This is a genomic window from Streptomyces sp. XM4193, from assembly GCF_023072595.1.
Taxonomy (GTDB): domain Bacteria; phylum Actinomycetota; class Actinomycetes; order Streptomycetales; family Streptomycetaceae; genus Streptomyces.
The window spans coordinates 174566-199503 of sequence record NZ_JALLGK010000002.1; the positions used below are offsets into that span (position 1 = coordinate 174566).

The 24938-nt window shown below is 72.8% G+C and carries 18 protein-coding genes; 9 read left to right on the forward strand and 9 right to left on the reverse strand.

Translation table 11 applies throughout. The annotated features are described in order from the left end of the window. Positions 1–17 precede the first annotated feature (17 nt). The gene (locus tag MTQ01_RS08020) at positions 18–860 is read left to right on the forward strand and encodes a hypothetical protein (protein ID WP_247488075.1); all 843 of its coding nucleotides are present in this window, start codon (positions 18–20) and stop codon (positions 858–860) included. Positions 861–1025: 165 nt separating this feature from the next. Then, on the forward strand, positions 1026–1487 hold the full coding sequence (locus MTQ01_RS08025; RefSeq protein WP_247488077.1) for a signal peptidase I: 462 nt from the start codon (positions 1026–1028) through the stop codon (positions 1485–1487). 24 nt (positions 1488–1511) lie between these two features. On the opposite strand, the gene MTQ01_RS08030 is transcribed toward MTQ01_RS08025, so the two are convergent. Beyond that, positions 1512–2507 carry a DMT family transporter gene (locus MTQ01_RS08030; RefSeq protein WP_247488079.1) on the reverse strand — a complete coding sequence of 332 codons (996 nt, stop codon included), beginning with the start codon at positions 2505–2507 and terminating at the stop codon, positions 1512–1514. 68 nt (positions 2508–2575) lie between these two features. On the opposite strand from MTQ01_RS08030, the gene MTQ01_RS08035 reads away from it, so the two are divergent. After that, positions 2576–3466, forward strand: coding sequence for a LysR family transcriptional regulator (locus MTQ01_RS08035; RefSeq protein ID WP_247488081.1), 891 nt, complete (start codon positions 2576–2578; stop codon positions 3464–3466). A gap of 114 nt (positions 3467–3580) precedes the next feature. On the opposite strand, the gene MTQ01_RS08040 is transcribed toward MTQ01_RS08035, so the two are convergent. The 5 genes from MTQ01_RS08040 to MTQ01_RS08060 form a co-directional block, all read right to left on the reverse strand. After that, positions 3581–6148 (reverse strand): SpoIIE family protein phosphatase, encoded by a 2568-nt coding sequence (locus MTQ01_RS08040; RefSeq protein ID WP_247488083.1) that lies wholly within the window; start codon positions 6146–6148, stop codon positions 3581–3583. A gap of 192 nt (positions 6149–6340) precedes the next feature. After that, positions 6341–9676, reverse strand: coding sequence for an error-prone DNA polymerase (locus MTQ01_RS08045; protein WP_247488084.1), 3336 nt, complete (start codon positions 9674–9676; stop codon positions 6341–6343). Beyond that, entirely contained in the window at positions 9669–11207 is a 1539-nt protein-coding gene (locus MTQ01_RS08050) for a DNA polymerase Y family protein (RefSeq protein WP_247488085.1), read from the reverse strand. Before MTQ01_RS08050 ends, MTQ01_RS08045 begins: the two co-directional genes overlap by 8 nt. 302 nt (positions 11208–11509) lie before the next feature. Beyond that, the gene (locus tag MTQ01_RS08055; protein ID WP_247488086.1) at positions 11510–12259 is read right to left on the reverse strand and encodes a hypothetical protein; all 750 of its coding nucleotides are present in this window, start codon (positions 12257–12259) and stop codon (positions 11510–11512) included. Positions 12260–12471: 212 nt separating this feature from the next. Further along, on the reverse strand, positions 12472–12882 hold the full coding sequence (locus tag MTQ01_RS08060; RefSeq protein ID WP_247488088.1) for a hypothetical protein: 411 nt from the start codon (positions 12880–12882) through the stop codon (positions 12472–12474). 693 nt (positions 12883–13575) lie between these two features. Here MTQ01_RS08060 and MTQ01_RS08065 point away from each other — a divergent pair. After that, on the forward strand, positions 13576–14004 hold the full coding sequence (locus tag MTQ01_RS08065; RefSeq protein WP_211043626.1) for an OsmC family protein: 429 nt from the start codon (positions 13576–13578) through the stop codon (positions 14002–14004). 95 nt (positions 14005–14099) lie between these two features. On the opposite strand, the gene MTQ01_RS08070 is transcribed toward MTQ01_RS08065, so the two are convergent. Then, a complete protein-coding gene (locus tag MTQ01_RS08070; protein ID WP_247489126.1) occupies positions 14100–14432 on the reverse strand; it encodes a DUF192 domain-containing protein in 333 nt (110 codons plus the stop codon). Positions 14433–14710: 278 nt separating this feature from the next. Here MTQ01_RS08070 and MTQ01_RS08075 point away from each other — a divergent pair, with 278 nt between their 5' ends. Then, complete coding sequence (locus MTQ01_RS08075) at positions 14711–15442, forward strand: A24 family peptidase (protein ID WP_247488090.1); 732 nt, start codon at positions 14711–14713, stop codon at positions 15440–15442. Between the two features lie 388 nt (positions 15443–15830). Here MTQ01_RS08075 and mgrA read toward each other — a convergent pair whose 3' ends face one another. Continuing rightward, positions 15831–16910: an L-glyceraldehyde 3-phosphate reductase gene (gene mgrA / locus MTQ01_RS08080; RefSeq protein ID WP_282613406.1), complete on the reverse strand. Its 1080-nt coding sequence runs from the start codon at positions 16908–16910 to the stop codon at positions 15831–15833. Between the two features lie 113 nt (positions 16911–17023). Between mgrA and MTQ01_RS08085 the strand changes: the two genes are divergently transcribed. The 4 genes from MTQ01_RS08085 to MTQ01_RS08100 all read left to right on the forward strand — a co-directional run bounded on the left by MTQ01_RS08085 (position 17024) and on the right by MTQ01_RS08100 (position 22664). Continuing rightward, on the forward strand, positions 17024–17791 hold the full coding sequence (locus MTQ01_RS08085) for an isoprenyl transferase (RefSeq protein WP_247489129.1): 768 nt from the start codon (positions 17024–17026) through the stop codon (positions 17789–17791). 451 nt (positions 17792–18242) lie between these two features. Next, entirely contained in the window at positions 18243–19565 is a 1323-nt protein-coding gene (locus MTQ01_RS08090) for a PhoH family protein (protein WP_247488092.1), read from the forward strand. A 719-nt stretch (positions 19566–20284) separates the two neighbouring features. Continuing rightward, positions 20285–21010, forward strand: a complete 726-nt coding sequence (locus MTQ01_RS08095; protein WP_247488094.1) for a transglycosylase SLT domain-containing protein — start codon at positions 20285–20287, stop codon at positions 21008–21010. 226 nt (positions 21011–21236) lie between these two features. Further along, positions 21237–22664, forward strand: a complete 1428-nt coding sequence (locus MTQ01_RS08100; RefSeq protein WP_247488096.1) for an AI-2E family transporter — start codon at positions 21237–21239, stop codon at positions 22662–22664. A gap of 213 nt (positions 22665–22877) precedes the next feature. On the opposite strand, the gene MTQ01_RS08105 is transcribed toward MTQ01_RS08100, so the two are convergent. Beyond that, positions 22878–24680 carry an alpha/beta-hydrolase family protein gene (locus MTQ01_RS08105; protein WP_247488098.1) on the reverse strand — a complete coding sequence of 601 codons (1803 nt, stop codon included), beginning with the start codon at positions 24678–24680 and terminating at the stop codon, positions 22878–22880. Positions 24681–24938 lie beyond the last annotated feature (258 nt).

Sequence of the window (24938 nt, forward strand, 5' to 3'; positions counted from 1 at the left end):
CGTGGAGCGTTGCGATCATGAAGTTCCGTCGTGCCCGGTATCTGCCCGCCGCCGCGGCGCTGTTGGCGCTGGGCCTGACGGCGGCGTGCTCGGGAGGTTCGGGCTCCCCGGACGCCGGCTCCGGCGCTTCCGAGGGCGCTTCCGAGGGCGGCTCGTCCGCCGGGGGAAGCGGGGACGGCAAGAACGGCGACCGGGAGGACTCCGGCAAGGGCGGCCCGTCCCCGGAGCCGGGCAGCACCGAGGGCTGGCCGAAGGGTCCGGCCGAGGGCGAGCTGTCGGAGGAGGAGCTGGGCTCCTACGCGCTGGGGCAGGGCGACGTTCCCGGCTTCAAGGTGCGCATCCCGTCCCGATCCGAGCTGGAGGGGATGGGCGACGAGAAGGCCAAGCAGGCCGAGTGCCGACCGCTGGGCGGCCTCATGGCCGGTACGCCCCAGCCGGCACCGGCAGCGTCGGTCTACCGCAACATCATGGCCGAGCCGGACGAGGAGGACCCCAGCGGACTCGTGCTCTTCGAGACCCTCGCCGCCTACGACGGCGATTCCGCCGACAAGCTGCTGTCCGGACTGCGCAAAGCGCTGAAGGACTGCGCCGACGGCTTCGAGACCACCGCCAAGGGCCACGAGGGCATGGGCACGTACAAGGCGGCCAAGGAGCTGGACAAGCCCAAGCTCGACGGGGCGGACGACGCCCTCGCCTTCCAGCTCGACGCCGACGCGGACGGCCGGCGGATGCCGATCCTCTTCAACGTGATCCGCACCGACTCGACGGTCGCCGTCTTCTACGCCATGAACCTGATGCAGCCGGAGAAGGCCGTCATCCCCGAGGCGGTCACCGCTGTCCAGACCGCCAAGCTCGGCTGACGCCGTCCGTCCCGAAGTCCCGTCCGGCGCCTGCCGGGCCGTCCGGCGGACCGATGACCCGACAGCCGGTCCGCCGCACCGCTCAAGTCCGCGGCCCGGCCGGTGAGCCGGGTGCGGAGACCACCGGCCGGGCCGGTGCCGCCGCGGGCGCTGTAGCGTCCTCCCATGCAGGACGACGACGTGTACGTGGGCAACGCGGGCAAGGACGCGGCGCTCGACCGCGGGTGGCTGCTCGGCCACTTCAAGGAACCGGACGACCCGAGGCACAGCACGGACGTCGAGATCAAATGGGGAGTGCACCCGCCGGGCGACGAACGCGCGCACTGGGTCACCGGTGAACGCCGCACGGCTCTGCTGGTGCTGATCAGCGGACGTTTCCGGGTCGAACTGCCGGGCCGCAGCGTGCTGTTGGAGCAGCAGGGCGACTACGTCGTGTGGGGCCGGGGCGTTGACCACTCCTGGCGCGCGGAGACCGAATCCGTCGTGCTCACGGTGCGCTGGCCCTCGGTCGCCGGCTACCGCGTCCCGGACCCGGCCGACCGACCCGCGCCCGCCGACCCGTCCGCCGACCCGACTGCGCCCGCCGATCCGTCCGCGCCCGCCGACCCGTCCGCCGCGGACGGCTGAGGGGCGAGGGCGCGCGGGCCGGTCTCAGACCTCCGGTTCCGTGCGGGGCGCGGTCTGCGCGCCGCGCTGCGTGCCGGTGGCCGGACGTCGCTCCGAGGTGCGCACCGCGCCGGCGCTCGCGGTCACGACCAGGGCGATGGCCAGCACCTCCAGCAGGTTCATGCTCTGGCCGAGCACCAGGAAGCCCGCGGTGGCGGCGATCGCGGGCGCCAGGCTCAGCAGCACCGCGAAGGTCGCGGCCGGCATCCGCCGCAGTGCCAGCAGTTCGAGCGAGTAGGGCAGCACGGAGGAGAGCAGGGCCACTCCCGCGCCGAGCGCCAGAATGTGGGGCTGGACCAGGGTGGCGCCCGCCTCCGCCACTCCGAACGGCAGACTGATCAGCGCGCCCAGCGCCATCGCCAGCGCCAGTCCGTCGATCTTGGGGAAGCGGCTGCCGGCCCGCGCCGAGAAGAGGATGTACGCCGCCCACATCGCCGCCGCGCCCAGGGCGAACGCCACACCGGCGAAGTTGAGTTCGCCGAAACCGGCCCGACCCAGCAGCGTCACGCCGGCCAGCGCCAGTCCCGCCCAGAGCCAGGCGATCCGGCGCCGTGCCGCCACCACCGCCAGGGCGAGCGGGCCGAGCACTTCGAGAGTGACCGCGGCGCCCAGCGGGATGCGGTCGATGGCCTGGTAGAAGGACATGTTCATGAGGCCGAGCGCCAGCCCGAAGCCGGCGACGACCAACCAGTCCTCGCGACGGTAGCCGCGGATCGCCGGACGGCAGAACGCCAGCAGCACCAGCGCCGACAGTGCCAGCCGCAGCGAGACCATGCCCGCCGCGCCCGCCTGGGGGAAGAGCAGCGCGGCCACCGCGGCACCGAACTGCTGGGAGAACAGCCCGCCCGCCACCAGCAGCACCGGCAGCAGCAGCGCGGTGCCGTGTCGGGCCGACCCCGGCGGCTGGGTGCGTCCGTCGGTGCCCGCCCCGCCGTCGCGCGCCGGTGGTCCGGCCGTCCGTGCTGTCCGTGTCTCGCCCACCCCCTGACCGTACGAGGCGCGGCGCGCACTGTGAAATGCGCGAGGAGGAGCGCTTATGCTCACGCGGCATGACCGTCGAACTCCGTCATCTGCGCGCCTTCGTCACCATCGCGGAGGAGGGCACCGTCACCGGGGCATCGGTCCGGCTCGGCATCGGCCAGCCCGCCCTCTCCCGTACGCTGCGGCAGCTCGAAGAGCATCTGGGCGTACGGCTGGTGGACCGCTCGACCCACCATCTCCACCTCACCGCCGAGGGCACGGCGCTGCTGCCGCGGGCCGCCAGCGCGCTCGCCGCCGCGGAGGCGGTGCTCGACCCGGTGCGGCTCGGCCGTCGGCCGCTGCGGCTCGGTCACGCCTGGTCCGCCGCGGGTGGGCGGACTGTCGCACTGCTGCGGGCCTGGGAAGCCGCCCATCCGGACACCGCGCTGGAGCTGCTGCGCATCGACGACCGTTCCGCCGGACTGGCCCGGGGGCGGGTGGACGCGGCGCTGCTGCGGGGCGAGCCCGCCGACTTGGCGCTCCTCGAACTCCCGCTGCGCACCGAGTGGTTGCTCACCGAGCCGAGAGTGGCGGCGGTGCCCGACGGCGACCCGCTGGCGGCGCGGGAGGAGGTGACCCTCGCGGAGCTGGCCGACCGCCCGATCGCGGTCAACACGGTCTCCGGCACCACCACGCCGCGACTGTGGCCGGCGGGCGGTCGTCCCGAGCGCCGGGTCGAAGTGGCCAACACCGACGACTGGTTGGCCATCATCGCAGCGGGCAGGGCGGTGGGGGTGACCGTCGACTCGACCGCCGGACTCCGCCCGCACCCGGGCGTGACCTACCTCCCGCTCACCGACGCCCCGGCGCTGCCGCTCGTACTGGGCTGGCTCGATCCGCCCGCTCATCCGCTGGTGGGCCGACTCGCCGCGCTCGCCCGCCGGGTCATGAGTCCCGAAGCCGGCTCGCAGCGCCTGTGACCCGCACCAGCCCGGACCACCGAGCGGCCCGCGGCACACCCGCCCCCGGCCCGGTCGGAACGTGCGCACCCGGTCGCCGTACCGCGGCGGCGCTCAGCCGGACCGCGGTGGCGCTCAGCCGGGTCGCCGGACCAGCAGCACCGCGACATCGTCCAGATGCGGCTTGTCCACCGGCAGGCTGACGATCTCCTCGGCGAGCAGCTCCAGATCGCGCTGGCCGCCCGAGCGCCGGCCGCCGTGCTGCCCGCCGGCGTGCCAGTCGTTGTTGCGCTGGACCCAGCGGCTGAGCGTGCCGGTGATCGCCTCGACCGCCAGTCCGTACTCCATGCCGGTGTTCTCCACCAGCCCGTCGGTGAAGAGCAGCAGCGTTCCGCCCTTGGGCAGCGGCAGATCGGAGACCGGGTAGTCGTCCTCCGGGAAGCAGCCCAGGGGCATTCCGCCGTCGGCCTCCGCCTCGTAGACCGAACCGACGCTGTCCACCAGCAGCGGATAGGGGTGCCCGGCCCGGGCCATCTGCACCACACCCGCCTTCGGGTCGATCTCGACGATGGCGCAGGTGGCGAAGAGGTCGGTGTCCATCTGGTACAGCGCACGGTTGCCGCGGGCCAGCAGGGCGTCCAGACGGTCGCCCTCGGCCGCGAACACCCGCATGACCGTGCGGAGTTGCCCCATGACGGCGGCCGCCTTGACGTTGTGCCCCTGCACATCGCCGATGATCACGGAGACGGTGCCGTCGGGCATGACCAGCGCGTCGTACCAGTCCCCGCCGACCATCAGACCGCGCGAGCCCGGACGGTAGCCGACCGCCACCTCCAGCCCGGGCAGCGCGGGGATGCGCCGGGGGAGCATCAGCTGCTGCAACTCGGTCAGCTGGGAACGGCGTTCGTCGAACAGCCGGGTCCTGGCCAGTGACTGGGCGAGGATGCCGCCTACCGCCGTGGTGATCGCCTCGTCCTCCGCGCTGAACCGCTGCTCCTCCTCGAAGCTCAGCACACAGGTGCCCATCAGCCCGTCGGCGGTGGAGAGCGGCAGGATCAGCCAGGCCCGTTCGTCGGCGGGCGGACGCAGGTCCTCCCCGTCGAAGACGGTGTCGAACTGCTCGCGGTTCTCCAGCATCAGGGTCCGCCCGCGCCGGATGGGGCCCGGCACCGTGTGCAGCCGCCGCACGGCCGCCATCAGCCCGGTGGCGTGCTCCTCCCGGAAACCGCGCAGTCCCACCAGCCGGGGCGGCTGGTCGGGCTCCCGCAGCAGGATGGCCATCTTGCTCGCCGAGATGGTGGGCATCACGGTGTCCGCCATCAGGGAGACGATCTGCGCGGTGGAGGAGGCGGCGGTGAAGCGGCCGGTCACCTGCATCACGAACTCCTGGCGTCGCCGGTTGCGTTCCGCGCGCCGGACCTCGGCCGTACGGTCCCTGGCGATGCCGACCATGCCGTACGGGAAGCCCTCCGGGCTGAAGATCACCCGGCTCTCGGACTCCATGTGCCGCACGGTGTCGTCCGGCATGATCACGCGGTACTGGCACTTGTAGAAACCGGTCCGGTGGCTCTCCTTGACCGTGTCGTGCACGCGCTGGATGTCCTCGGGGTGGACGCACTCGAAGAACGTCTCGATCCTGCCGTCGAACTCCTCGGGCTCGATCCCGTGGAGGCGGGAGAGGCGCTCGTCCCAGATGAGCCGGCCGCTGGGGAAGTCCCAGTCGAAGGAACCGATCCCGGTGTTGGACAGGGCCATGTCGACCATCGGGTCGAGGTTGCTCCGCAGCTGCTCCTGGCCGGTGTGGATGAGCTGCTCCAACGGGCTGGGGAAGCGCTCCAGCGGGCCGCGGCGCCGCATCGTGTGGGGCCCGGTCGGCGGCACCGCCCGCTCGGCCTGCTCCGGGTGCTCCGGGTGGTTCGAGGCGGGCGGCCCGCTGTCCGCCTCGGACCGGCCGTCCGTGTCGGTGTCCGCGTCGGTTCCGTCGCGACCGGTCGCGGTGCCCGGCGTCGGACGGTCGCTCCCGTCCGGCCGTACGGGAGCGTCGGAGTCGGCGGGGCCGGCCGCCGGTGCGGCATCGGCCGGCCGGGTCGCCCCGGTCGGGTCGGTCGCGGCGTCCGTCGGCGGGGCGCTGTCCGGGTGGAGGTCGGCGGAGCACAGCAGCTGCAGCCGTTCGGCGAACAGTTCGGCCAGCGCGGTCAGCAGGGTCTGCTCCTCGTCGCCCAGCGAGGCGTCCAGCGGGAGGCAGAAGATGACCCCGCCCAGACAGCGGCCGTCGAGGTACAGGGGCTGGGTCCAGTACTGCGCGGGAGCGGTGGCGTACAGGCTCCCGGGGTAGGGGACGGCGGTGTGGTCGAGGACGTTGACCACCGCCCGGTTCTCCCGGGCGGCGCGCGCGATCGGCAGCTCGGCGTGCCAGGGGACCAGCCGGTAGGGACTGAGGTCGTCGTCCGTGAGGTCGAGCCGCTGGGTGAGCTGGAGCCAGTCGTCCGGACGCAGCTGGTAGAGGAAGGCTCTGCGGGGAGTCGAGGGAAGCGGCCCCCTCGCGGTGATCCGCAGTGCCAGCTCCAGACCGGTGTCCAGGAGCTCTTCGAGGTCTGCGCTGCAGAGAAGGCGGGCCGCGTCCAGCAGCCCAGGGGGTCCCGCGGGCCGGGGGCGGTGGTCGTGAGCGCCCGCGGCCGGGGGTTCGCGCCGCCCTGTCCCCATGGGCCGTCCCTCTCGATCGATACCCGGCGGCGGGTGTCCGCGGTGGTCGGCCGCGAGTCCCGAACCGGAGACCGGGCCTGGTGTCCGGTGTCAGGCCATGGTCCCCCCTCCCGCCGGTGGCCGCAGCGCACGTACCGCCCGGCGGTGGCACGGCCGGGCGGAGGGGAGGCCGGCGGCGGGCCGGCGCGTCGGTCAGCGGCCGCCGTCGGCGAAGGCGGTGAGGGTCGGCAGCGGGGCCAGCCGGGACGCCAGCAGGTTGGTGGCGCCGTCGGCGCGCTCGACCCGTCCGTGGACGAGTACCGCCGCGTGGTCCAGAGCCGCCTTCGCACACCGGTTCCACACCGGGGGCAGCACGATCACGTTGGTCATCCCGGTCTCGTCCTCCAGCGTCAGGAAGACCACTCCCTTCGCGGTGGGGGGACGCTGGCGGTGGGTGACCAGGCCGCCGACGACCACCTCCGTACGGTCCCGCAGCCCGAAGAGCTCGACGGTGGGGAGGGCGCCGTAGCTGCGCAGCTGCTCCCGCAGATGCTCGATGGGGTGGTGCTCGGCGGAGGTGCCGGTGGCCCACAGGTCGCTGAACGTCTCCTCGACGACGCTCATCGCGGGAAGCTCCGGCGCGGCCGGCGTCGGGGTGGTGCCCGGCAGGGTCCGCTCGTCCGCGCGGGAGAGCGGGCCGACCGCCCACACCGCCTCCCGGCGCTCCATGCCCAGGCTCTCGAACGCGCCCGCGGTGGCGAGGGTCTCCAGCAGCCCGGACGGCAGCCCGGTGCGCCGGGCGAAGTCCGCCGGTCCGCTGTAGGGGCGGCCCTCGACGATGGTGCGGGCGGCCTTCTCGCTCAGCCCTCGCAGATGGGACAGGCCCAGCCGGATCGCCGGCTGCTCGGGTACCGGGTTCTCGGCCGCGCCGCTCGTCGTATCCGCGGTGTGCACCGGGCCGGGGGCGTCCGCGGAGTCGGGGTCCGGTCGGGCGGCCGGCTCCAGCTCGTCCCGCACCCCCGACCGGCTCACGTCCACCGGGCGCACCTCCACTCCGTGCCGGCGGGCGTCGCCGATCAGGGAGAGCGGGGAGTAGAAGCCCATCGGCTGGTTCCGCAGCAGCGCCGCCGTGAACGCCGCCGGGTGGTACCGCTTGAGCCAGGCGCTGGCGTACACCAGATGTGCCATCGACTGCGCATGGCTCTGCGGAAACCCGTAGTCGCTGAAGCCGGCGATCATGGTGTAGATCTTCTCGGCCGTGTTCGCCCCGATGCCGTGGGCCGTCATGCCCCGCAGCAGTTTTCCGCGCAGCCGCCCGACCCGCTCCGCGGACCGTTTGGAACTGAGCGCCTTCCGGAGCTGATCGGCTTCCGCGGGGCTGAACCCGGCGCAGTCCATGGCGAGTTCCATCATCTGCTCCTGCCACAGCGGCACTCCGAGGGAACGTTTCAGCGCCCGTTCGGTGAGCGGGTGCGGATAGGTCACCCTCTCCCGCCCCGCCCTGCGCCGCATGTACGGGTGCACGCTGCCGCCCTGGATCGGACCCGGCCTGATCAGGGACACCGCCACCACCAGATCCTCGAAACTCCGGGGCCGCAGCCGGGGCAGCGTGGACATCTGCGCCCTGGACTCCACCTGGAAGACCCCCACGGTGTCCGCGCGGGCGATCATCGCGTACACCTCGGGGTCGTCCTGCGGGATGGTGGACAGGTCGTAACGCGCCCCGTGGTGGCGGGCGACGAGGTCGCAGGCGTCGTGCAGCGCGGAGAGCATGCCGAGCGCGAGCAGGTCGATCTTGACCAGCCCCGCCGCCTCCACGTCGTCCTTGTCGCCCTGGAGCACGCTCCGGCCCTCCGCGGTCGCCCACTCCACCGGGATGAACTCGCCGACCGGCTGCCGGGTGAGCACCATGCCCGCCGAGTGGATTCCCAGATGCCGCGGCAGTCGGTCCAGTCGGCCGGCCAACTCCCTTACGTCCTGCGGCACTTCGGCGTCGGCGTCCGGCGGCTGATGATGGTGGACCTGCCGGCTCATCTCGTCCACCCGCCCGGCCGGATAGCCGAGCGCCCGAGCCGCGTCCCGGACGGCGAGCCGGGGGCGGTAGGTGATGATGTTGGCGACCTGGGCGGCGTGTCGACGGCCGTACCGCTCGTAGACGTAGGAGATGACCTCCTCGCGCCGGCGGTGCTCGAAGTCGATGTCGATGTCCGGGGGTTCGGACCGCTCCGCGGACAGGAACCGCTCGAAGAGCAGCCCGTGGCGCAGCGGGTCGACGCCGGTGATCCCGAGCACGAAGCACACCAGCGACGACGCCGCCGAACCCCGCCCCTGGCACCAGATGTCCGCCCGCCGGGCGAACGCGACGATGTCCTGGACGATCAGGAAGTACCCCGCCATGCCCAGCCCGTTGATGATGCCCAGCTCGTGTTCGAGCTGACGCCAGGCCCGCCCGGACGCCGAACCGGCACTGCCGCCGGGGGAGGGGCCGTACCGCTCGGTGGCGGCGTCGTGGACGAGCCGGCGCAGCCAGGAGTTCTCGCTGTGCCCCACCGGAACCGGGAAGCCCGGGAGCTGGGGCTGCAGCTCGCCCAGCGGCAGTGCGCACTCCTCGCCCAGTGCGAGGGTGGCCTCCCGCACGCCGGGGAAGCGGCCCAGCCACGACGCCATCTCGCCGCCCGAGCGCAGATGGGCGGTGGGCGCCGGATGCAGATGGCCCGCCGCGCTCCGCAGGTCCTCCCGCCGCCGCAGCGCGGTCAACGCCTGCGCGAGCCTGGCCTGGCCGGGAGCGGCGTAGTGCACCGCACCGGACGCCACCACCTTCACCCCGGTGCGCCGGGCGGCGGCGAACAGGGTGTGGTTGCGCAGCGTGTCCTCGGGGAGGCGGTGGTCGATCAGCTCCGCGTGCAGCCGGCCGTGCCCGAACACCTCGGCCAGCTCCCAGAGTTCGCGCACCGCGCTGTCCACGTCCCCGTCCGTCGGCTCCCGCCGGGGGCACCCGGTGAGCACCGCCCAGTCGCCGTGGTCCGCCGCTCTCGCCAGCGCCGAGAGGTCGTAGACCGGTGCGCCCTTGGAGCCCGCCAGCTGGGCGCGGGTGAGCTCGGCGGAGAGCCGCCGATAGCCGTCCAGTGTCCGGGCCAGCACCACCGGCGTCCCCAACCCCTGTGCGGAAAGGGAGAGTTCGGCGCCGAAGACGGTACGGACGCCCGCCGCGGCCGCGGCCTCCTCCAGCCGCCGCGCGGCGTACAGCCCGTCCCGATCGGTCACCGCGAGCGTACGGACACCGAGCCGGGCCGCCTCGGCGACCAGCTCCGCGGGGTCGGACGCACCCCGGAGGAAGGAGAAGCCGGTGTGGACGTGCAGCTCGGCCCAGTGCGGCTCGGCGCCGCCGGGCACTCCGAGCGGTACGGGCGGTGCGGGCGGTACGGGCGGTGCGGGTTCTCCTCCGGCCGGTACGGACGGGCCCGGCGGGGTGGGGGCGTTCGGGGTGGTGCCGCCCGGGAGCATCCTCAAGTCCGGTCGGCGGCCCGGTCGTCGGTCGCGGTCAGCCATAGCAGGCCTCCACCCGCCAGCGGCCCGCGGCGACCTGGACCAGCCACGCCCGCCCGTCCGCCGTCGCGATCTGCAACCGGGCCAACCTCCGGTCCCGGGACGGGTCCCACCACTGTTCGAGCACCGGCCACGGCCCGGCCCACCCCGTCACTTCGAGCGCACCCCGCCCCACGACCTCCAGCCGGGCGGGCGGGGCGGACAGCACCGCCCGTCCCGAAACCTCCACCAGCACCCCCGCGGCGTCCCACAGACGGGCGGGCAGCGGCTCGCGGTAGACCACCGCCGGGTGCGGCGCCGGCAGCCGCCCCACCCAGCGCGCCTCCGTGCGCCCGCCCGCGGTGCCGGAACCCGCGGCGGTCTCGTCCGGCTCCCCGAACGGGATGCGGAGCACCTGCTCGCCCGGCCCCCGTCCGCCGCCCAACTCGACCCGGGTGACCGCGCCGTGGCCCAGCATCGCCTGGAGCCGCCCGGCTGCCCGTTCGACCTCCTCGCGGGTCGCCGCCCCGGAGTCGAACAGCTCGCCCTGTCGGCCCTCCTCCGCGTGCAGCCCGTCCGGAGTCAGGGTCAGACCCGTGATCCCGGTCGGCTCAACTCCGCTGCCGCCCGCGGGAGTCGGCTCCCCGAGCGGCTCGTCCTCCCCCTCGCCGCCCGGTGAGGGAACGCCGTCGGTCTGCTGCCAGGCGGCCAGCTGCCACCGGACCCGTTCGGCCACCGCGAGAGCGGAGAGCCCCTCGTGCCGCCACATCCTGGCCTGCCGCCGGCCGTCGGTGAGCCGGACGGCAACCTCCACCCGCGAACAGGCCAGACCCGCCCGGCGGAGCGTCCCGTGCAGCTCCTCGGCCAACGCCTTGGCCCGGAACACCACAGGCTCCACCGCGCGTTCCGCGGGCTCGAACTCCACCGACGCCGAACGGTCCGTGCCTGCCACCCGGGTGTGCGGCACCCGGGCCTCCAGCCCCCGCGCGGTACGGTGCGCGGCGGCGCCCGGGGGCCCGAACCGAGCCAGCACCCGGTCCGCGGGCAGCGCGGCGAAGTCCCCGAGCGTGGTGAGCCCCAGCCGGGTCAGCAGCTGGGTCAACTCCCGGTGCCCCAGCACTCCGACCGGGTACGGCGCCAGGAAGCCCGCCGCCCCGTCCACCGGCACCGACCGGGTCGGCCGGCCCGAACGAGCGGCCAGCGCGGCGGCGAACAGAGTGTCCGCCACTCCCGTGCGCCCCTCCACGCCGGTCTCCGCCACCACTTCGAGAACCTTCTCAGCCAACGCCTCCTCGCCGCCCCAGTACCGCGCCGCACCCCGTGCGGGGAAGGCCAGCAGTCCGGGACGCAGCACCTCCAGCCGGGGTACGACCCGCTGCTCGATCCGGGCCGCCAGCGGCTCGAAGTCCCGTGTCTCCGCGGCGAGATCGCGCTCCACCACCCGCAGGCCGGGACAGCGCTGCTGCGCCTCCCGCAGCCGCATCCGCCGGCGGACGCCCAGTGCCCGGGCCTCCGCCGAACAGGCCACGACCCGCCCCTGAGCCACCACCGCCACCGGTGCCACCTCAACGTCCGCCGGGAACGTGCCCGTTCGCCCGGCCCCCGCCGCTTCGACCGCGGCCCTGCCCGCGGAGATCCCCGCGCCCGACGTTCCCGCCCCTGCCCTTCCTGCTCCTCCTGCCGCGACCGTCCCGGCCGACACGACCGTCCCGGCCGTCCCCGCCGACACGGCCGTCCCGGGAGCTCCGGCCGCCGCGCTCCGTGCCCGCGGGCCGGAGACGAGGGGAACGCCACGGCTGGACACCACCGGCCAGTCCGGACACCACAGCACCAACACCCGGCTCAACGCCGCTCACCTCAGCCCACCACGCGCAGTGAGCCCCGGCGGCGGCCCTCGGCGCCGGACCCGGACCCGTCCGCCGACCCTTCCGGGGGCAGGAGCACCGGTCCGCGCGCCGGCTCCGCCCCGTACGGCTCGACAGCTCCCTGCGGTCCGGGGAGCCACAGCTCCACCGCGCGCTCCACGCCGCCCGCGCCCCGCCCGCCGACGGCCACCCGGGTGCGTCGACCGCGCAGCAGCCCGTACCCCTCGCCGTCGACGCCCTGCCAGACGGCCCGGCTCACCCGCAGCCGCACCTCGGCCCCCGGCCAGTGGCCGGCCACCAGCAGCACCGAGCCGCTGCGCCTGAGCAGCGCCCCGACGCGCCGTACGGTCCGGTCCGGCACGGTCGCGGGGCCGGCCGCGCGGCCCACTCCCCGCACGCCGGCGGGCAGCCCGAGCAGCACCACCGGGACCGCCTCCACCGCGGTGGCCACCACCTCCGGCCAGCGGCGTCCGGGATGGTCCACCCACATCCCCGCGCCCAGGTCGAGGCCGGCGTCGGCCGCGGCGAGCGCGCCGAGCTGCGGCAGCCCGACCACGGCCCATGCGCCGCCGCGCTCGGCCCCGACCGTCCCCGTCGCCTCCGCGGCCAGAGCCAGCAGCAGTGGCAGGTCTCCACAGGTGCCGGCCGCGGTCCCAGGACGCAGACCGCCTCCGGGCAGCGCCGTGCCCAACCCTCGCGGTTCGGCGCGGTTTGCCTGGTCAACGGTCTGCATGGCCCACATGACTCAAGTCTCGAACGCGGGTTCGAATTCGGCAAGTCATCGATCCCCCGGCCGAAAGGCAAGATCAAGAACCCCATCTGCCGTATGCCGAACGGCAGATGAACCTCCTCCGTGAGCCCCCGGTGCGGGTCGGCGTGATCGAGGTCACACCTCGGGTCGGCTCATGGGGTGCGGGTTCCAGTGCAGGTCGCGCCGTGCCCGCGGCCGTCGGCTCACCCCGCGGCGGGGCTCCCGGGGTCCGCGGAGGCCCGCGCCGTGCCCGGCCCCTGCGGGCGGGGCGGCCACACCACCAGCGTGTGGTGCGCCGAGTCGTCGTCCAGGGTGACCAGCTGGCCGGGGAAGGCCCGGCGCAGTGCCAGGAGGTCGGCCTGGGTGAAGATTCCGCGCAGCACCACGGCCTGCCCTATCGCGTACACGGAGAGCGTGTGCGACGGGATGGGGCAGTTGCGCAGAAGCAGCTGCGGCGGTTCGGGCTCTCTGTCGGCCGTCGCGCGCGGCGGTCCCGACTGGAGGTAGTCGGCGAGCCTGGCCGCCTCGCGTCTCGCGTCCGCCAGCCCGCTCTCGTGCGGGTGCCCGGAGTCCTCCTCGACATGTGAATCCTGCTGACTGTGCCGGTATCCCACTGTTTCCCCCTGGGTCGGGATCGCCTGGGTGTTGCCGAACGTCGTGCCGGGTGCTGCGTCGAACGATGGCCGTGCGGTGCCGCGCGCGAGGACGTGCCCGGCCGTGCGGTGCCGATGCTCTGTCGGGCAGGGCTCGGCCTCGGGGCCCGCCGGATCTCCGGGCTCGGGCCGCCGGGCGCGAACTCGGGTCGCCGGGTTCGGGCGTCGCCGGAATCCGGACTTGCCGGAGACCGGGCGCGGCTGCGTGCAGCCGAACGCCGGGTGTGTGGGGTGGCTGGTGCAAAAGTGACGGAAGATGCTTTGCGCAAGCGATGGTGAACGCCGGACAGGACGGTCTGCCGGGTCACCGGACGCCTCGGGCCGTGCGGTGGTCGTCCCCCTCCTGCGGGATTCGCCTCGCCTCAACCCCTCTATTCCCTGCGGGGGTTGAGGTGATTCCTGTACCGGCCCGGCGACTGTGCCGATTCCGCGACGCATGCCCGGCCGTCTCCGAACGAGGCAGCTCCGGCCGTGTGCAAGTCGCTGCGTTGGTGAATATGCCCCTGCTCGCGGGGGTCGGGTGCGGCCCGGCGACCGTCGGCCCGTCGTACGCCCGCGGGGTGGCGCTCACCGGGACGGCTCGACACACTCCGTACTCGGCGTGAAGGATGGTGATCAGCAAGCGCCCGCACAGCCAGGAAGGACCACCACCGCATGGCCACCACTCGTACCGCGCAGACCCACTGGGAGGGCAACCTCCTCGAGGGCAAGGGGACCGTCGCCCTCGCCAGCTCCAACATCGGCACCTTCGACGTCAATTGGCCCGCTCGCTCCGAGCAGCCGAACGGCACCACCAGCCCCGAGGAGCTCATCGCCGCCGCGCACTCCTCCTGCTACTCCATGGCCTTCTCCCACGGCCTGCACGGCAAGGGCTACACCGTCGAGTCCCTGGACACCAAGGCCGATGTGACCTTCCAGCCCGGCGAGGGCATCACCGGTATCGCCCTCACCGTGCGGGCCTCCGTCCCGGGCCTCTCCGAGGAGGACTTCCAGGCCGCGGCCGCCGACGCCAAGGCGAACTGCCCCGTGAGCCAGGCGCTTTCCGGCGTCAAGAACATCACGCTCGACGCCCAGCTGGTCTGAGCCTGCTTCGGGCGCGGTCACGAGCCGCGCCCGAAGGGCAGCCCGTACGAGCACGCCCGAAAGGGCCGTACGAGCACGTCCGTACGGGGCGGCGTTCACCCCGTCCCGTACGGGCCTTCCTCCGGCGTACCGATCCGCACCCGGGACCCGCGGCGCAGCCCCCAGCGGGCCATCGCGCCCGCCTCCGCCTCCAGTACGCAGCGGGCCCTCGGCCGTACCCGCCCGAGCCGGCCCGGACGCATCGTCGTCACGGCCAGCACCCGCAACTCCCTGTCCAGATGGGCGACATCGATCGCGAAGCCCATCCGGAAGGTGTGCACCCCGCTGGCCGGCGTCAGCAGCATCGCGCCCTCGATCCCGTCCCGCCCCAGCAGGCCCCGGGTGCGGGCGCGGTAGGACGCCGCGATCTCCAGCGCCACCGCCGTCACGGTGTCTGCCGGTGGCTCGGCGGTGTCAGTGGTGCCAGTGGTGCCGGAGGTGTCGGCGGCGTCGATCCACAGCACCGCGCTGCCGTCGCACCATCGGCCGCGTGCCCACCCCGTACCGCCACTGCCGTCCCTGGCCACCGCGTCCTCCTCGACTCTCCGCCCCACGGTAGTGCGGGAGTTGGCCCGGTGGGACCTGCGCGCCGTTCGCTCCTGCCCTCCGCGTCCTGCCCCCTTCGCGTCCGGGCCGAACTGCCCCGTGCGGTCCGTAGGCTCTGGCTGTGCTTGTGCTGCTGAGCGTGATCGCCGCCGGATACGGAGTGGCCGCCGGGCTGCTGCTGCCCCGCCCCGTCCACCGGCTCGCCGTCCCCGCCGACCAACCGTGGCGGACGACCTGCCCCGACGGACACCCGCTGCCCGCCGGGCTGCTCGGGGCGGGCAGCTGTGCCCGGTGCGGCCCCGGTCGGCCCCACGGCCCGTCGCCCGCGCCGATCGCCGCCTTCAGCGCGACGGTGTGCGTGCTGCTCACCGTCACCGTGGGCCCCAGGCCCGAACTCACCGTCTGGCTGCTGCTGGTACCCGTGCTGCTGCTGCTCGCGCTGGTGGACGTACGAGTGCACCGGCTCCCCGATCTCCTCACGCTGCCGGCCGCAGCCGGCACCGCAGCGCTGCTGGGCCTTGCCTCGCTGCTGCCGGACGCCGCGGGGAGCTGGCGCTCCGCCCTGCTCGGAGGGCTGGCGCTCGGCGGGGCCTATCTGCTGCTCTTCCTCATCCACCCGAGGGGGATGGGATTCGGTGACGTCAAGCTGGCGTTGACGCTGGGATTCACTCTTGGGTGGTACGGCTGGGCCGTCCTCTTCCTCGGCGCCTTCGCCGGGTTCCTGCTCGGCGCGCTGTACGGGGCGGCGCTGATCGTCGCAGGCAGGGCCCATCGGCGGACGCCGCTGCCGTTCGGCCCGTTCATGCTGCTGGGCGCGCTGGCCGGGGTCGCGCTCGGGGGACTCGCCGGTTGAACTCGCGCCTGTTGCACCGAGCACGCCGCCGCAGGGGCTATGGTGGGAAACCCCCCTCGGGCCGGTCCGTAACCCCCCCCACGGACCGGCCCGCTTTGTGTCCCGGGCCGGTCCACCAGGGGGCGCCAGGGGGCGCTCGGCCCCGGACGGACTCAGCCGGACCGCACGCCGGGTCCGCCCACGAAGCACACGCCGGGTCGCCACGGCCCGCACGCACGCCGGGTCCGCCCACGGACCGCACGCCGGGTCCGCCCACAGACCTCACGCCGGAAACCGGCCACGGACATCGAGGCCGGACCCGACCACCGGCTCACCCCCGGACGCAGCCGGACGGGACCGGGGTCTCGCGGCGCTCCGCCCCCCGGGTCTCCGTCCGGCTCCGGCCCGATCAGTCCTCGCTGCTGCGGGCCCAGATGTTCGCGCCCGGCGTGGACACCGCGAAGCCGTCGATCTCCGCCAGCTCCTCGTCGGTGAGCGGCGGACCGGCCAACGCCTCGACGTTCGCCTCCAGTTGACCCACGCTGCTGGCGCCGATGAGGGCCGAGGTGACCCGCTCGTCCCGCAGCACCCAGCTCAGCGCGAGCTGTGCGAGGGACTGACCGCGCCGCTCGGCGAGCGCGTTGAGCCCGCGCAGCTGGCCCACCACCGACTCGGTCAGCAGCCCGGGGTCGAGGGACTTGCCCTGGCTGGCCCTGGAACCCTCGGGAACGCCCTGCAGATAACGGTCGGTCAGCAGACCCTGGGCGAGCGGAGCGAAGCAGATGCAGCCCATGCCCTCCTCCTGGAGCGTGTCCAGCAGGCCGTCGTCCTCGATCCAGCGGTTGAGCATGGAGTACGAGGGCTGGTGGATCAGCGGACGCACCCCCATCTCCCGCAGCAGCGCCGCGGCCTCGGCGGTGCGCTGGGAGTTGTACGAGGACAGACCCACGTACAGCGCCTTGCCCTGCTGGACGGCGGAGGCGAGCGCCCCCATCGTCTCCTCCAGCGGGGTGTCGGGGTCGAAGCGGTGGGAGTAGAAGATGTCGACGTAATCCAGGCCCATCCGCTCCAGCGAGGCGTCCAGCGAGGAGAGCAGGTACTTGCGCGAGCCCCACTCGCCGTACGGGCCGGGGTGCATCAGATAGCCGGCCTTGGTGGAGACCACGATCTCGTCGCGGTAGCCGCGGAAGTCCTGGGCGAAGATCTGGCCGAAGTTCCGCTCGGCCGAACCGGCCGGCGGGCCGTAGTTGTTCGCCAGGTCGAAGTGGGTGACGCCCAGGTCGAAGGCGCGGCGCAGAATCGCGCGCTGCCCGGCCAGCGCGCGGTCGTCACCGAAGTTGTGCCACAGTCCCAGGGAGATCTTCGGGAGCAGCAGGCCGCTGCGCCCGCTGCGGCGGTAGGTCATGCCCGGACTGTCCGGGTTCTCGAAGGCGCCGTAGCGTGAGTCGTCGGCGCGGTAGTGCGGGTGATCGGCAGAGGATTCGCTCATACCTTCGTGAGTATCACGGACCTGTGACACTTCTGGGTCGGTTCGCCTGCCCGAATGCCGTTAGGCTGCTGTGGGTTTGAGCAGGACGGGGGCAGGGAAAGGCGGACGACTTGTTGAAGGCGAAGCTGCGCGATCTCGTGGTTCGTGCCTACTCCCGCAGGGTGGAGGGGCGGCTCGATCACACCCACGTCCCCGCCCACATCGGCGTCATCCTGGACGGCAACCGCCGCTGGGCCAAGGCCTCGGGCGGTACGACCGAGCAGGGGCACCGGGCGGGCGCCGAGAAGATCCAGGAGCTGCTGACCTGGTGCGCGGAGACCGACGTCCGGGTCGTCACGCTCTGGCTGCTGTCCACCGACAACTTCGACCGCCCCGCCGAGGAGCTGACCCCGCTGCTCGGCATCATCGAGGACACGGTCCGCGATCTGGCGAACGACGGCCGCTGGCGGGTGCACCACGTGGGCACCCTGGACCTGCTGCCGGACCACACCCAGCGGGTGATCAAGGAGGCCGAGGAGCAGGCGGGCGACCGCGAGGGCATCCTGGTCAACGTCGCGGTGGGCTACGGCGGACGCCAGGAGATCGCCGACGCCGTGCGCTCCCTGCTGGCCGAACGCGCGGCGCAGGGCGCGACGCTGGACGAGCTCGCCGAGACCCTGGAGGTCCGGGACATCGCCCAGCACCTCTACACCAGCGGCCAGCCCGACCCCGACCTCGTGATCCGCACCAGCGGCGAGCAGCGGCTCTCGGGCTTCATGCTCTGGCAGAGCGCCCACTCCGAGTACTACTTCTGCGACGTCTTCTGGCCCGCCTTCCGCAAGGTGGACTTCCTGCGCGCGCTGCGCGACTACGCCGTGCGCCACCGCCGCTACGGCTCCTGAGCGAGCGCGGCACGTACGGCTGCGCACACCCGGCTCCGTACGCCCGACGCCGCTCACCGGCTCCGCGCGCCGCTCACCCGCCGCGCCCGGGCGGACGCCCGGCCAACCCGCGCTCCCTCCCGCCCTCTGACCCCGCGCCACCCGCCCCGCGCCCGCCCGGCGACCGCCGTGCGGGCGTCGGCCATGCCTGTGGCACATGGAGGAGGGGGACCGCCTGTCCGCATGGTCGCAGGAGTTAACGGGAATACCCCTCCCAGGCCGACGCGTCGACCAGGGGCGCCGGCCAGGCGGGAGGCCCTTTGCGCACCACGGAATGCCGCACACCGGTGCGGTGGACGGGGAGGGCCGGAGTCCGGCCCCTGCAAGAAGGGCCGGGCCCGGCCGCAACGTCCGTGTCAGCTCTCCGCGAGCTCATCGCGTCCCGACCTCATCCGAGGGGGTTCGTCCTTCCGTGGTGAACAGCAAGAAGCGCCGCGACAACGACCGGCGCACGTATGTCATCGACACCAGCGTCCTGCTCGCCGATCCCGCGGCAATGCTGCGCTTCGACGAGCACGAAGTGGTGCTGCCCGTCATCGTGATCACAGAGTTGGAGGCCAAGCGCCACCATCCGGAGCTGGGCTACTTCGCACGGCAGGCCCTGCGCACGCTCGACGAGTACCGCGTCCGCTTCGGCCGGCTCGACGAGCCGATCCCGCTGGGGGAGGTGGGCGGGACACTGCGGGTCGAGCTGAACAACACGGACCCCGGGGTGCTGCCCGCCGGTTTCCGCCTCGGTGACAACGACTCGCGCATCCTCGCCGTGGCGCGCAACCTCCAGGCGCAGGGATACGACGTCACCGTCGTCTCCAAGGACCTGCCGCTGCGCATCAAGGCGTCCTCGATCGGACTGCTGGCGGAGGAGTACCGGGCCGAGCTCGCCATCACGGAGAGCGGATGGACCGGTATCCGGGAGCTGACGCTGCCGGGCGAGGACATCGACGAGCTCTTCGCGGCGGAGACGCTCTCCACTCCGGAGGCCGACGAACTGCCGGTCCACACCGGGCTGGTGCTCCAGTCGGAGAAGGGCAAGGCGCTCGGCCGGGTGACCGCGGACGGCCGGGTCAGGCTCGTGCGCGGCGACCGCGAGGCGTTCGGCATCCACGGCCGCAGCGCCGAGCAGCGCATCGCCCTGGATCTGTTGCTCGATCCCGACGTCGGCATCCTCTCGATGGGCGGCAGGGCGGGCACGGGCAAATCGGCGCTGGCGCTGTGCGCGGGACTGGAAGCGGTGCTGGAGCGGCGCCAGCACCGCAAGGTGATGGTGTTCCGCCCGCTGTACGCGGTCGGCGGCCAGGATCTGGGCTATCTCCCGGGCACGGCCGACGAGAAGATGAACCCCTGGGCGCAGGCGGTCTTCGACACGCTCTCGGCGGTCACCAGCCGGGACGTCATCGAAGAGGTGGTGGCCCGCGGCATGTTGGAGGTGCTGCCGCTCACCCACATCAGGGGCCGTTCCCTGCACGACGCCTTCGTGATCGTCGACGAGGCCCAATCACTGGAGCGCAACGTCCTGTTGACGGTGCTCTCCCGGATCGGGCAGGGATCGCGGGTGGTGCTCACCCACGACGTCGCCCAGCGCGACAACCTGCGGGTGGGCCGTTACGACGGCGTGGTGGCGGTGGTCGAGAAGCTCAAGGGCCATCCGCTCTTCGCCCACATCACCCTGACCCGCTCCGAGCGTTCGCCGATCGCCGCGATGGTGACGGAGATGCTGGAGGAGGGCCGGCTCTAGGGATACGGGCCTGCGGGCGCTCCGGAGTCCGGTCCGAGGGCCGTCTCCGGCGTCCGGTCCGCCGGCCGGGAAGCAGCGGAGCGGGGTGTCCACCGGGAGGTGGGCGCCCCGCTTCCGGCCGTTTCGGGGGTGTGTTCTGTGTCGCGTTCGGCAGGGGCGGCCACGGGGCAGCGCCGGGTGCGCCGGCTCGTCGAAGCCGCCCGCGCACGCCTTCCGCCGTCCTGGTCGGTCTGTGCCCGTCGGCCGTGCCGAACTTCCGTTTTGTGCCGGTAGTTGGTGCGGTGTCAGTTCGCCAACCGGTTCGCGAATCACCCGGAAGTGTATAAACGGTCCTGGCTCGCACCGTGCCCAACTCGGCGGCCGGGCACCCTAGTCGGGTCCGGGGGCAACGCGCACGCGTTTCCGCGGCGGATCCAGCTCAAACAGTGTGTGACCTATCCCACTCTGCCGAGAATTGCCTCAACCCTCAGCCGTCCGGCTAGGGTGTGGATCCTGTCAGGCCCCGCATACGGCCTTCACAACTCCGTCAGGGGTTGTGGCACCACGACAACTCAACAGGTTCTGCCGTATGCCGCCCGAGGAACCACGCGGATTCTCCAGCTCTGCCGGAGACCCCACCGGGCCCGTACCTCCAAGTGACCGTGCAACACGGAGGTCTGTGCCAGGGGCACGATTGCGTCCGCGAGGTCACCTAAGCGGGCATTGTGGAAGGAAACCGTGTGACTACTCGGATTTCGGTCCGGGGATTCGCCGTGGCGTCCGCCACCGCGGTCACCACCGTCGGCGCTGTCGTCGGAGTGGCCTCGGGCGGTCAGCAGGGAACGGCCGAACCGGCTGAGCTCGCTGCCGCAGACGCGACGCTCCTCGCAGACATACCGGTCGGTGGCAACACCGAGACCCAGACGACCTCCCTCAGCCAGCAGGCGGACAGCCAGTCCGAAGCTGCCAACGCCGCCGCCAAGAAGGCGGCCGAGGAGGACGCGCGCAAGCAGGCTGCGCAGGACGCGGCGGACAAGAAGAAGGCAGCCGACGCCAAGAAGGCCGAGGAGCTGGAGAAGAAGGCCGCCGAGGAGCGCGAGAAGGAGCTGGCCGCGAGCCGCAGCTCCGAGCGCACCACGCCCGGTGGCGGCGACTTCCCGCAGCAGGCCTCCTACTCGGTCGCCGAGGTCAAGGCGATGGCCCAGCAGATCGTCGGCGGCGGCCAGTTCCAGTGCTTCTCGAACATCGTTCAGCGTGAGAGCACCTGGAACTACCAGGCGTCCAACCCGAGTTCCGGTGCGTACGGACTGGTCCAGGCTCTGCCCGGCACCAAGATGGCCTCCGCGGGTGCCGACTGGCGGACCAACCCCGCCACCCAGATCAAATGGGGCGTCAACTACATGAACGACCGCTACGGCAGCCCCTGCGGCGCCTGGGAGTTCTGGCAGGCCAACCACTGGTACTGAGTCACACCACCACGTACCCGGCTGTGTGAGAGCGCCTCCGACCGAAGTCAGGTCGGAGGCGCTCTCACGTTCCCGCTGCCGAGTGCGGAGCCGAGCGCGCTGCCGAGTGCCGTGCCGGGCGCACACATCCCCGTCGGGAACGACTTCAGAAGCAACCGTCAACAGCGGTAACGTCGTCCCTCGGTGGGAGCAGCTGACCTACACATCCCGGGGGCTAAGGAACACGATGTCCAGAATCGACCGGCTGAAGGCCGGTGCGACGCGCTTCGGCGCACGTATGGCGGACTACCGGCGCCGCGCTGAGAACGAGCGCGAGGAGCGGGAGGAACGCCGCCGGGCCAAGGACGAGGCGCAGCACCCGCCGCCCCCGCCGCCTCCGCCTGCCCCCGTGCCGCCGAAGAACCCCGAGCCGCCCACCGTCGTGCCGTGGGGCCTGAGGGTCGCGGCGGAGGCCGGCTGGCGGCTGCTGGTGCTGGCCGGTGTGGTCTGGGTGCTGATCCAGGTCATCGGGGCGATCAGCATGCTGGTCATCGCGTTCTCCGCGGGACTGCTGCTCACCGCGCTGCTGCAGCCGACCGTCGCCCGTCTCCGGCGCTGGGGGCTGGCCCGAGGGCTCGCCACCGCCACCGTGTTCAGCGGTGGATTCGGCGCGTTGGGCCTGATCGGCTGGTTCGTCGTCTGGCAGGTCATGGAGAACCAGGAAGACCTGGTCAAGCAGATCCAGAGCGGTGTGGACGAGCTGCGGACCTGGATCCTGGACAGCCCGTTCCAGGTCACCGACGAGCAACTCAACGACCTCGCCGACAACTTGAACTCCTGGATCGGAGAGCACAGCCAGGAGCTGACCTCCGCGGGCCTCGAAGGCGCCTCCTACATCGTGGAGTTCCTGACCGGCGCGGCGCTCGCCGCGTTCGTCACCCTCTTCCTGCTCTACGACGGCCGGCGGATCTGGGAGTGGTGCCTGAAGTTCGTTCCCTCGGTCGCCCGCGAGGCCGTGGGGGGCGCGGGACCGCGGGCCTGGGTCACGCTGACCGGCTATGTGCGCGGGACGGTGATAGTCGCCTTCATCGACGCGGTCGGCATCGGCATCGGCATCTATTTCCTCGGCGTGCCGATGGCCGTCCCCCTCGCGGTGATCGTCTTCATCTTCGCCTTCGTGCCCATCGTGGGAGCGCTGGTCTCCGGCTCGCTGGCCGTCGTGGTCGCCTTCGTGACCAACGGCATCGGTACGGCGCTGCTGGTGCTCGGTGTCGTACTGCTGGTTCAGCAGATCGAGGGCAACATCCTCCAGCCGTTCATCCTCGGCCGGCTGGTCCAGGTGCACGCGCTCGGTGTGGTGCTCGCGGTCACCGCGGGAACCCTGCTCGCGGGCATTCCGGGTGCCGTCGTCGCCGTGCCGCTGGTCGCGGTCACCAACACGGTCGTCGGCTATCTGCGGTCCTACGCCGAACAGCAGAACCCCGACCACCAGGCGCACCACGGAGCCACGATCACAGAAGTCTCCCCGGCCGTACCGCCGTTGCTCGCCGGCGAACAGCCCGGCACGGCCCCGGCCACCGCGCTCTCCGACGCCCCGTCGGACGCGTCCCCGGCGGACCCGGCGCCGCCGGGGGAGACCGGACCGCCACCGCAGGACGGCGGCCCGAGGAGCTGAGCGCGGCGGCTCGTCGCAGAGACGAGCGGCACGCACCCGGTCACGGCAGCGGCCCGGCACCCCGTGATCGGGTACCGGGCCGCTGCCGTGACCGCGTGTTCCCCGTGCCGTGGCTGCGCCCTCGTGCGGTCCGCCGTGAACGCCCCCGGCGGGCCCGCCGCTTGGGTGCTCCGTCGCGGGACTCGCGGCTTCGGAGCCCGTGAGCCCGCGGACTCAGTAGGGGGACTCGTGGGCCTCGCTGAACGCCTTCAGCCGCAGGGTGTCGCTGTCGGTCCAGTCCGCGGGCGGAACGACGGCGGCCCACCCCTCGACGGCGTTGGTGCCGTAACGGTGCCCGTGCGGTGCCTCGACGCCGTACGACATCGCCATGTCGATCGCGGTCTGCCAGAAGGTGACGAACGGGAACCAGCCGACGTCGCCCGCGACGTCCGGGCCGGTCGGCTTCTCCAGGAACTCCGGTCGGCTGACCGCGAGATCGGGCGAGAACCACACGATCGGGTCGGACGCGTTCTGCAGGTAGACCACCCGCGGATGTTCCCACTCCTGCCCGCTCGGCATACCGAGGTCGCGCTGCGGGAACTGGGCGAACCGTACGTTCCTGCCTCCGTCGTACACCGGGCGCCAGACGGGGCTGCCGGCGTCGCGGTTCTCGGTGACGGACCGCCAGATCGGGCTGTAGTTGGGCGGGCCGACCAGCAGGGCCCCGTCGGTGTTCTCCAGCAGGTCCTCCAGCCCGTCGAAGGAGTCCTCGACGGCGCTCGCACCGAGGCTCTCGCCGAAGACGACCAGCTTCGGCCGCTCGGCCGGGGGCATGCTGTCCAGCCGCTCCCGTACGGCGGCTACCAGAGCCGCGGTGGCGCGGCCCGCCTCCTCGCGGTCGACCAGGAAGGAGACCCAGCTCGGCAGATAGGAGTACTGGAGCGCGACGATCGCGGTGTTGCCGTTGTGCAGGTACTCCAGCGGTTCGGCGGTGCGGGCGTCGATCCAGCCGCTGCCGGTGGTGCCCGCCACGGCCAGCACCTCGCGGTCGAATCCGCCGGTGCGGTCGAGCTCGGCGACGGCCAGCTCGGCCTGCTCGGTGTGGTCGGCACCGCTGGAGCGTCCGACGTAGACGCGTACGGGGTCCATCGCCTCGCGTCCGCTGAAGCTGGAGATCTGCTCCTTGGTCAGCACGCTGCCGGTGAAGTTGCGGCCCTGGAAGCCGAGGTCCTCCCAGTCGATCAGCGAATCGGGGCTGCCGGAGACGTGGGGCGAACCGGACTGGACGATCCCGTCCTTGGTGCTCTTGTCGGTGTTGGCCGCGATCCGTGCGGCGATGTCCACCACCCCTCGTTCGAAGACCACGTCCTTGGCGCCGAAGAGCACCACCACCGCGCTGATCATCAGGCCCGCCACCACCGCGACCGGTTTGGGGACGAAGCGCAGCAGTACCCGAATGAGTGAACGGGTGCCCAGCCGTACGGCGCGGGCGATCAGCAGGATCAGCGCGCACAGTGCGACGGCGAGCAGCGCGATCATCAGCGAGTGCCAGGTCAGCGTGGGCGGCAGCCCCTGGAGCTTGCGCAACTGGCGCTGCATGTCGGCGCTCTGGTTCAGCAGCAGCACCGTCAGCGCCGCGCCCAGCACGAAGTACGTCTGCCAGGCCCGGGTGCGCATGCGGTCGCGGGTCGCGCGCGTGGTGCGACGGCGCACCACCGCCGAGGCGCCCCAGCTGATGAGCGCGCCCAGCGCGTAGCCGATCCCGGCGGTGATGCCGCCCACGACGCCCTGCAGATACCAGGGCCGGGGCACCAGCGAGGGAGTGAGGGAGAGCCAGAAGAAGACGGTCGCGGTGATGGTGGCCGTCAGGTCGGGCCAGCGGCGCACCAGCCAGCCGGCATCGGGACGGTCCCAGTAGGGCTTGCGCGCGATCCTGACGAGGTGTCCGCCCGTACGCCGGGCGAGGGTCGTCAAGGGGCGCTCGGGCGGGGGTTCGGGGTGGGGCGCCCGGGTGCTGCCCCCCTCGGTCTCCAGCATCGACGTGTTCTCCCCGGCCTGTCAGTGTCTGACATCTGGCCTCACCGTAAAGGATCGCGGGCCGTCGATAAGGACGCGGACCCCCTGCCACGGGTTGAGACGGAGCGGGGTCCTTGGTGCGGCCACGCACTGGTGTGCGGGTGTCGGGCGGGGAGTTGGGCGAGCGGCCTCGCACCGGCCCGGGCCACCGCTCCGTTCCGCCCGCGCCTGTCGAGCCTGCCGGACTCCGCGGAGAGCTGCTCTGCCGCATTTCTGCGG